The following is a 269-nucleotide window of genomic DNA, read 5'->3' on the forward strand; positions in this document are numbered from 1 at the left end:
TCGTTCACGCTGCCGCGCCTTGCGCCGCGCACGCCGGCACGCCTGCGCACCGTACTCGAAGTGTTGCGACGCCCGGGCATCGCCATGGGTATGTTCGGTTGTGTGCTGGTGCACAGCGGCCATTTCGCGATGTTCACCTACGTTCGGCCATTTATCGAGGGCACTACCGGCATCGGCCCGCAAGGGCTGTCACTGATGCTGCTGGGTTTCGGTGTGGCGAACTTCGGCGGCACGCTGTTGGCCGGGTGGCTGCTTGAGCGTCACCCACT

At 65.1% G+C, this 269-nt stretch carries 1 pseudogene; it reads left to right on the forward strand.

Annotated elements, in window-relative coordinates:
* Window positions 1-269: pseudogene (locus AC3A5O_RS28850) on the forward strand (MFS transporter); the annotation flags it as partial.

This window comes from Pseudomonas sp. Soil_N_39 (assembly GCF_057655955.1).